8 protein-coding genes are annotated in these 8,749 nt (G+C 61.5%); 3 read left to right on the forward strand and 5 right to left on the reverse strand.

Translation table 11 applies throughout. The features are described from left to right. Positions 1 to 455 precede the first annotated feature (455 nt). Positions 456 to 3,167 (forward strand): hybrid sensor histidine kinase/response regulator, encoded by a 2,712-nt coding sequence (locus tag BMY84_RS28450; protein WP_371262468.1) that lies wholly within the window; start codon positions 456 to 458, stop codon positions 3,165 to 3,167. Positions 3,168 to 3,172: 5 nt separating this feature from the next. On the opposite strand, the gene BMY84_RS28455 is transcribed toward BMY84_RS28450, so the two are convergent. Beyond that, a complete protein-coding gene (locus BMY84_RS28455; protein ID WP_093088503.1) occupies positions 3,173 to 4,024 on the reverse strand; it encodes an SDR family oxidoreductase in 852 nt (283 codons plus the stop codon). 106 nt (positions 4,025 to 4,130) lie between these two features. Here BMY84_RS28455 and BMY84_RS28460 point away from each other — a divergent pair, with 106 nt between their 5' ends. Beyond that, entirely contained in the window at positions 4,131 to 4,739 is a 609-nt protein-coding gene (locus BMY84_RS28460; RefSeq protein ID WP_093088505.1) for a flavodoxin family protein, read from the forward strand. 5 nt (positions 4,740 to 4,744) lie between these two features. After that, positions 4,745 to 5,692, forward strand: coding sequence for a cation diffusion facilitator family transporter (locus BMY84_RS28465; protein WP_093088506.1), 948 nt, complete (start codon positions 4,745 to 4,747; stop codon positions 5,690 to 5,692). Here BMY84_RS28465 and BMY84_RS28470 read toward each other — a convergent pair. The 4 genes from BMY84_RS28470 to BMY84_RS28485 form a co-directional block, all read right to left on the reverse strand. Next, positions 5,689 to 6,624 carry a cation transporter gene (locus BMY84_RS28470; protein ID WP_093088508.1) on the reverse strand — a complete coding sequence of 312 codons (936 nt, stop codon included), beginning with the start codon at positions 6,622 to 6,624 and terminating at the stop codon, positions 5,689 to 5,691. The genes BMY84_RS28465 and BMY84_RS28470 overlap by 4 nt on opposite strands. Beyond that, a complete protein-coding gene (locus BMY84_RS28475; protein WP_093088509.1) occupies positions 6,621 to 7,067 on the reverse strand; it encodes a hypothetical protein in 447 nt (148 codons plus the stop codon). Before BMY84_RS28475 ends, BMY84_RS28470 begins: the two co-directional genes overlap by 4 nt. 228 nt (positions 7,068 to 7,295) lie before the next feature. Continuing rightward, positions 7,296 to 7,688 (reverse strand): amidohydrolase family protein, encoded by a 393-nt coding sequence (locus BMY84_RS28480; protein WP_093088511.1) that lies wholly within the window; start codon positions 7,686 to 7,688, stop codon positions 7,296 to 7,298. Beyond that, a partial coding sequence (locus BMY84_RS28485) for a c-type cytochrome (protein ID WP_371262469.1) occupies positions 7,657 to 8,749 on the reverse strand: 1,093 nt, incomplete at its 5' end. The genes BMY84_RS28485 and BMY84_RS28480, both read right to left, overlap by 32 nt.

The raw sequence follows: 8,749 nt of genomic DNA on the forward strand, positions 1-8,749 counted from the left end.
AGCGCGTCGCTCTCAGATGCGAGAAAACCGCCGAAAACTCCAGATCAATCGTCAGCTTCGCCGCAGGCCTATGCTTGATCAAATTCGTCCACACGCCCTAGCCTGAGAGCAAGTGACGATCCATTTTCCAAGCGCCCGGCGTTTCAGGTAAATCGCGAACGCACGTTTGAGCCGCCCAGCGCTATGTTTTCAGATATGGAGAGCATGCCAGACCAAAAGCGCCCGCATCCAATGGGTAGCTGATCCATGTTGGAATCCTAGCGAATGACATGGCCGGAAAGACCGCATATTGGGAGTGAATGGCCTCGATCTTTTCCGCTCAGCCCTCGTCAGACGCTTCTATAAGGGTGAGCGTCGATAATTTTGATTGGTCGGCCACTGCGCTTGGCGCGCGCGCGCAATGGCCCATATCCCTGCGGACGACGGTGGATCTTGCGCTGGGCTCTCATTTTCCGATGTTCGTCGCATGGGGTGATGACCTCACTTTCCTCTATAATGACGCTTACGCCCCGTTTCTGGGCGATCGCCATCCCGCTGCACTGGGCCAACCGATGAAGGCGGTATGGTCCGAAATATGGGACGATCTTGAACCGCTCATCGCGCGCGTGAAGGCTGGCGAAACCGTGTCCATTGAAGACAAGCATCTCGTCATGACCCGCAACGGCTATGCCGAAGATACTTGGTGGACCTTCAGTTACAGCCCGCTGCGTGATGATCATGGTGAGATTGTCGGCCTTCTCGATGTTGCGGTCGACACGACGCAAAGATTCACCGATGCCCGTCGGCTTATAGAAGAAGGCGAGAGGCGTGCGGCGAGTGAATCGCGCTTTAGCGCGCTGGTGGAAGCGACTTCGGATGCCATCTATCAGATGAGCGCTGACTGGCAGGAAATGCGACAACTCGACGGACGAGGCTTTCTCGCCGATACGGACGCGCCGTCGGTCCGCTGGATCGAAGCCTATATCCCTCCGGAAGAGCAGCCGGTCATTCACGACGCTATTGCACAGGCCATCGCCACTAAGTTGCCTTTCGTTCTGGAGCATCGCGTGCGGCAGGCGGACGGCACTCTTGGCTGGACAGCGTCCCGTGCTGTGCCAATCCTCGGGCCTGATGGCGAGATATTGGAATGGTTTGGTACAGCAACGGACGTGACGGCGGCACATCGGGCGCGCGAGGCCCTTGCAACGAGTCGGGACAAGCTTGAACTGGCGACCCGCGCGGCGCGGATGGGACAGTTCGATTATTGGCCGCAGACCGGCCAGTTGGAGTGGGACGATCGATGCCGTGCGCTATTCGGACTCAGTCCGGGCGCGCCCGTCAGCTACGAGACGGCATTTCTCGCCGGTTTGCATCCCGATGACCGGTCGGCGGCGGATGCAGCCGTTCGTGCTGCGCTGGACCCTGCCGGAGCAGGTGTGTTCGATACGGAATATCGAACGTTCGGAATCGAGGATGGAGTCGATCGCTATATCCATGCACAGGGTGTGGCCCTGTTCGAGGATGATGTCCCAATCCGCCTGATAGGCACAGTGCAGGATGTAACGGCCGATCGCCTTCGACAGAAAGCGCTGTGCGAAGTCGAGGAACGTCTTCGGCTGGCGGGGCGGGCGACCAACGATGCTGTCTGGGACTGGGATCTGCACGCCAATCATGTGACCTGGAATATCGCGTTGGAGCAGGCTTATGGCCATCGGCTCGAGCATGTAGCGCCGACCGGCGAATGGTGGCTGGCGCATATCCATCCCGACGATCGCCAGCGTGTCGATGAGAGCATCCATCGCGTGATCGAAGGCACAGGCACGGACTGGAGTGACGAATATCGCTTCAGGCGGGGCGATGGAACCTATGCCGATATCCTCGATCGAGGATATGTGCTGCGTGATGAGAATGCCACGCCTCTCCGAATGGTGGGTGCCATGCTGGATGTGAGTAAGCGCAAGGCGCTGGAACGCGCTCTGACGGAAGAGGTCGTCACGACCACGGCCGAGCGGGATAGGGCCGAAGAGGCGCTGCGTCAGTCGCAGAAGATGGAAGCGGTCGGTCAGTTGACCGGTGGGCTGGCGCATGACTTCAACAATCTGCTGACCGGCATTTCCGGCGCGCTGGAAATGATGCAGATACGCATCGCGCAGGGGCGCATTGCGGAGATCGACAAATATTCGGTCGCGGCGCAAGGGGCGGTACGCCGTGCCGCTGCCCTGACCCATCGTCTGCTCGCCTTCTCCCGGCGTCAGACGCTGGACCCCAAGCCGGTCGATGTGAACCGGTTGATCTTCGATCTTGAAGAGTTGATCCGCCGCACCGTCGGGCCGCAGATCGAGGTGGAGACGGTCGGCAAGGCCGGCATCTGGACCACGCTGGTCGATCCCAACCAGCTTGAAAATGCGCTTTTGAACCTGTGCATCAATGCGCGTGACGCCATGCCCGATGGCGGCCGCATCACGATCGAAACCGCCAACAAATGGCTGGACGAGGCGGCCTCGCGGGAGCGTGACCTCGATCCCGGCCAATATATCTCGATCTGCGTCACCGATACCGGAACGGGCATGACGCCGGAGGTCATCTCGCGCGCATTCGATCCCTTCTTCACGACCAAGCCGATGGGCGAGGGGACCGGACTGGGCCTGTCGATGATCTATGGCTTTGCGCGCCAGTCGGGCGGCCATGTCCGTATCTACAGCGAACTAGATATGGGCACGACGATGTGCATCTACCTGCCGCGCCTGTTTTCCGGCGTGGAGAGCGCTGAAGACGGGATCGGCCATGCACTGGTTCCCAGTCTGCAAGGCGACCAGGAGCAACGGGTCGGTGCAGTGCTGGTGGTGGACGACGAACCGACCGTTCGCATGCTGGTCGTGGAGGTCGCCGAGGAGATGGGCTATACCGTGTTGGAAGCCTTTGACGGCCCCAGCGCGATGCGTTTGCTACAGGCGGACGCCGGGATCGACCTGCTCATTACCGACGTGGGGTTGCCGGGCGGGATGAATGGGCGGCAGGTCGCGGATGCGGCGCTCAGTCTGATACCCGATCTGCATGTCCTGTTCATCACCGGCTATGCCGAAAATGCCGTTGTCGGGAATGGACAGCTTGCGCCGAACATGGCGCTTTTGACCAAGCCTTTCGCAATGGACACACTGGCGCAACGCATGCGCGAAATCATGCCATAAGTGCGTTATCCATTGACGATGGTGCCGCCATTGGGATGCAGCACCTGCCCGGACATATAGCTGGAATCCTCGCACGCCAGGAACAAAAAGGACGGCGCGACTTCATTGGGCTGCCCGGGACGGCCCATGGGCGTGCCTTCGCCGAAATGCTCCAGCTTTTCAGGACTCGCCCCGCCGCAGGGGTTGAGCGGCGTCCAGATGGGACCTGGCGCGACGGCATTCACGCGGATGCCATCGCCGACAAGATTTTCTGACAGCGATCGGGTGAAAGCGGTGATGGCGCCCTTGGTGGCGCTATAGTCCAGCAGCTCGGAACTGCCCTGATACATCGTTACGCTGGTGCAGTTGACGATGGCGGCGCCGGCCTTGAGGTGCGGGCGCGCGGCCTGCACCAAAAAGAACATGCTGAAAATGTTGGTCTGGAAGGTTCGGCGAAGCTGGCCCTCGCTGATATCGATGATGTCTTTGTCGGGATGTTGTTCGCCGGCATTGTTGACGATGATGTCGATCTTGCCGAACGCTTTCAGTGTCTCGGCTACAACCTCGTCGCAAAAGCCTTTCTCGCCAAGGTCGCCGCGGCGGGTGATCGCTTTGCGTCCTTCCGCCTCGACAATACGCTTGGTTTCTGCGGCGTCATCATCTTCCAGCAGGTAGACGATCGCGATATTTGCACCTTCTCGTGCATAGAGAGCGGTGATCGCCCGGCCGATGCCACTGTCGGCGCCGGTGATGATCGCGACTTTTCCAGCAAGGCGGCCGGACCCGTTATAGCGCGGCTGCCACTCGGGCTTGGGCGAGAGCTTGCTCTCATGACCGGGCAGCGCATCCTCATGGATCATTTCGGCGGTGTCACTCATCAGCTATCTCCTTCATCGCAAAGAACCCATTGATGGCTCAAGAGTTCTCTCTGCGATGAACGGACGGTCGCATCCTGCGGTCGCGAAGACCCAAAGGAGATAATCGATGCCGCTCAAGGCTCTGGCGCTCAATTGCACTCTCAAAGCGGGTGTCGGCGAGAAAAGCTCGACTGACGCTATGATCTCCGTCCTGGCGAAGGCGTTCCGCGAGAAGGGGGTGACGCTAAGTGAAACCGTGCGGATCGCCGCGCTCGATATCAAGGCCGGCGTGACGTCCGATGAAGGCGATGGTGACGCCTGGCCGGCGCTGCGGAAAAAAATCCTCGCCCATGACATTCTCATCTTCGGCGGCCCGATCTGGATGGGGCAGATCAGCAGCGTCGCCAAGCGCGTGCTGGAGCGGATGGACGCCTTTCTGTCCGAGGCCGATGATCAGGGCCGTATGCCCAGCTATGGCAAAGTTGCGGTGGCGGCGATCGTGGGCAATGAGGACGGCGCGCATTTCTCGTCTGCCCAGCTCTTTCAGGCGCTGAACGATGTCGGCTGGACCATCCCGGCGGTCGCCGCCTGTTACTGGGTCGGTGAAGCGATGGGATCGACCGACTTCAAGGATCTGAAGGAGACGCCGGACATGGTGACGAAGACCGCGAAGATGGTCGCGAGCAATGCCGCGCATCTGGCCGGAATGCTGCAATCCAGCCCCTATCCGGGTTGAGCCGCATGGCCGGTATATCGGGCAGGCTTCGAGAAAATATCGTCCTTTATGGCGCCCTGTTCGCCAATGTCGGGATCGCCATCGCCAAATTTGTGGCGGGGGCGATCAGTGGCTCCTCATCCATGCTGACCGAAGGCGTGCATTCCCTCGTGGACAGTGGCAACCAGGTCTTGCTGCTCTACGGCCAGGCCAAGGCGAAGCGTCCCGCCGATGCCAACCACCCGTTCGGCTATGGGCGCGAACTCTATTTCTGGGCGTTCGTCGTCGCGATCCTCATTTTCGCGGTGGGGGCGGGTGTGTCCATCTATGAAGGCTGGCTGCATATCGCCGAGCCGGAGCCGCTGCGCGATCCGACGATCAACTATGTGGTGCTGGGCGTCGCTGGACTTCTTGAGGGGACGAGCTGGGCCATCGCGGTACGCGAATTCAACGGGAAGCGCGGTGCGAGCAGCTGGTGGGAGTCGATCCGCCGGTCGAAGGATCCGGCAGGGTTCATCGTCTTGTTCGAGGACAGCGCGGCCCTGATCGGGCTCGGCATCGCCGGGGTCGGGGTCTGGGCCAGCCATCATTATGCCGATCCCCGCATCGATGGTGTGGCGTCGATTGCGATCGGCCTGATCCTGGCTGGCGTCGCGGTCCTGCTGGCGCGTGAAGCAAAGGGACTGCTTATTGGCGAGAGCGCGGACCCCGCCATTATCGCTGCGGTATGGGCAATCCTCGACCAGCGTCCGCAGATCAGCGCGGTCAACCATGTCCGCACCATTCATTCGGCACCCGATGCCGTGTTCGTGGCGATCAGCGCCGATTTCATCGATGACCTGCCGATAGGTGAGGCGGAAAGCCTGATCGAGGATATCGAGCGCGAGATGAAGGCGCGCGTACCGGAGCTGGCCTCCATCTATATCCGGCCGGAAAAGCGGGCCGACGCGATCCTCCAGTCGCCGCCGGCTTAGCTTTCATCGTCCTTCTGCGTCGGCGGGATGAAGCTGACCTGCGCCAGCCGCCAAGCGCGATCCTTTGTGTCGGGCCAATAATGTCGGGGATGGCGGCATTCCGAAGGCGGATGGGTATCATGCACCTCGGCCCGGATCAGCCGCCCGGTCTCGCGCAGTCGGACGGTAGCATCAGGGAATTCCGCCTTGAGCCGGTCGCGGACCTTCTGCGCGTCGTCCGACAGGTCCGTGCTGGACAGGGCTCGCGGTGCGCCGTCGACCAGTTCGGCGGTGGATGAGCGCAGTGCCTTGATCCCGTCATTGAGGACATCGACCGATATGATCGCCGCCGCGAGTGAATCCGCCCACCACCAGCCAAGGCCAAGGCCGATGATGCCTGCCAGCCCCGCAGCGCCTGTCAGCCAGTTGGCCTTGTTCATGAGAGCGTCGGTATGGAGCAGTTTGTCATTGAGCTGCTCAGCCAGCGGCAACTCCTTGCGCCCGATGAAGAGGGGCGGGATCAGCGAATAAATTTGTGCGGCCAGCATCAGCCAGCCGAGCCAGATTTCATGACCCAGAATGACAATAGAGCCGACGGTCGCGTGCTCCTGCGCGCCCAGCGCCATCAACGCATTATAGAGCAGTAGTGCGCCGACCGCCGTCAGCGCGACCGCAGCGACGAAGAAACCAAGGCCGTTGACCCGTTCGAAGCCGAACGGAAAGCGGCGCGAGCGATGGCTGTGACGTTCCATATGTGCTGCGATCAGGAACATGATCGGCGGGACGAGGCCCAGCGTATCCTCGATCCAGGCGGTTTTCATCGTCTCGCTCTGGCCCAGCACCAGCCCCATCGTGACTATGATAGTGAGCGTCCAGAAGATGTTCCAATATTCAAGGCGGATCGCCCTGGCCATCGGCTCGCGCAATTCCTGCGGCAGGCTGGTCTGGCTCATTGGTCGCGTGCCTCCTGCGATATCGTGCGGCTGGCGCGCTCGACCGTCATGATCCACCGGTTCTCGCCGTTACGCATCGCGGCTTTCAGCTCGATCGGCGCGTCTTTGGTACCGTTTGTCGAAAGGGCAGGCGCGAAGGCGACGTTTGTCGCCCATGGGCTGTCCGCCGTGAAGCGGCCGATGACGAGGTCGATCTTGCCTTCGTCCAGCTGCTGGAATAGAGGCTCTCCTGAACCGCTGCGCCATTGCGCGCGCGCTTTGGTGCGTCGCTCGATTTCCGCGACAAGCCTGCCGACCTGCGGTGCGGACCGGATAGCGGGGTCTGCAAGCGCGACGGTGAAGATGCGACTTTGATCGATCCGTGTCGATGTGCCGGCCGGGTCGCCCGGCAGCATATCACATGCGCTTAGCAGCAGCAGTGCAAAGGAGGCTACCCGCATCATTTCGCGGCCTCCCTCTGACACAGACTGCTCATAACAGCTATTCCTTGTCGCACAGCAGGATGTGGGTCGGCGGGATGCCTCCAGTCCGCCTCCCTCGACGGTAACGTGGCGGTGCGGAGGTTACGGGTTTCACTGAGGCCGGAGTGCGCCATGAAATCTTTCTGAGTCGTTGCTCGCAAATAACGCGCGAAACGCCAAAAGAGCCAAGTGGCAGGGCCGCAGCACCTTTCAGATGCCAGTAGTCGATCGCATTCGCGTGATAGAAGCCGCCGCTTGCGCCTGGATCGCCGGCAGATCGACCCTGATCAGATGGCCATCGCGCTTGTGCACGACGCCGTCGATCAGGACGAGCGACACATTATCGGGGCGTGCTGCATGAGTAAATTGTGAGGGCAGATCGGCGGCGGGCATTGTATTCAGTGCGTCTACCCGGATCGCAATGACATCGGCGCGCATCCCCGGCGCCAGCGCACCGACCCGCTTCCCCAGATCCAGGCTTTGGGCACCAACTGCCGTGGCCCAGCGTAGCGCCGTCATGTCCTCCACCAACTGCTGATGGACAATGGCGATCCTTTCCGGTCGGGTAATTTCACGGTTCAGCAAAAGCGGCAGCGATCGCATCGATCTGATCCGACGGAATGCGGCGCGCGATGACCGCCATGCCATGGGAAGGTTTGCGCGCGTCGATTACGGTTGGATCGCCCTGCCAATGGCGCAGCCGTGCAGCGAGATAGCTGCTTCGTTGACCGGACAGAACAGGCGCGTCCTTGCCCGGCGCATGGCAATTGCCGCAGGCTGGCAACTGGCGGGCAGGATCGCCCTTCGCAATGATGGGCAAGGTCGGCATCGGCCGCTGTTCCAGCCCCGGCGCCGCTGCGAAATATGCTGCCAACCTCTTCATCTCCTCCTGAGTGAGTGCGGATGCGGCCACCTGCATCGGCGCGCTCTTGCGATCCCCGGTCGCATAGTCGCGCAAGGCCGCAAGGAGCGAGGCTGGCTTTTGCTCACCCAGCAATGGAATATCGCGCTGCCCGCGCCCGCGCCCGTCGCTGCCGTGACAGGAAGCGCATGCGGTCAGCGTGCCGGGGCGCGTGCCCGGAAGGTCGGCTGGCACGGCTTCCTGCGTCAGCGCGCGATATTGCGCCGCCGTCATGCCGGGCAAGCGCCGCACGAAGCCGACCATCCGCCAGACCTCGTCATCGCGATCCTCCACCGGCCAGGTCGGCATGGCGGTAAATTTTACGCCGTGGCGGATGATCCAGAATAGTTGGCGATCACTCCATTCCTTTGCGGTAATGGACAGGTCTGGGGCGGGGGGCATCGAGGCCTGCATGACCGGGGAGGGCTTCAGGCCCGGAGCACCATGGCAGACCTGGCAGGCCTGTCGAAAATGGCCCGCTGCGCTGACGAGATCGCGCTCAGGCGCCTTGCCTTCTGGTGTCTGAAATGTGGAATAGGTCCGCACTGAATTGCGCATCACCCAATGGAGGAACCAGTCGGTTACCTTCCAGTGGCCCGAAGACGCTGACACCTGCATCACGCCAGACCAGGCGAGCAACATCCCCGCCGCAAACAATAGGGAGACAACGATGATCGCGCGCTTCCAGGTGATGCGAATGATCATGCCGGTGCGTCCTCCCTCGTCCTGAGCAGTCCGGCCAGCAGGACCAGCCCGCCGATCA

Source organism: Sphingobium sp. AP50 (genome assembly GCF_900109095.1).
Classification (GTDB): domain Bacteria; phylum Pseudomonadota; class Alphaproteobacteria; order Sphingomonadales; family Sphingomonadaceae; genus Sphingobium.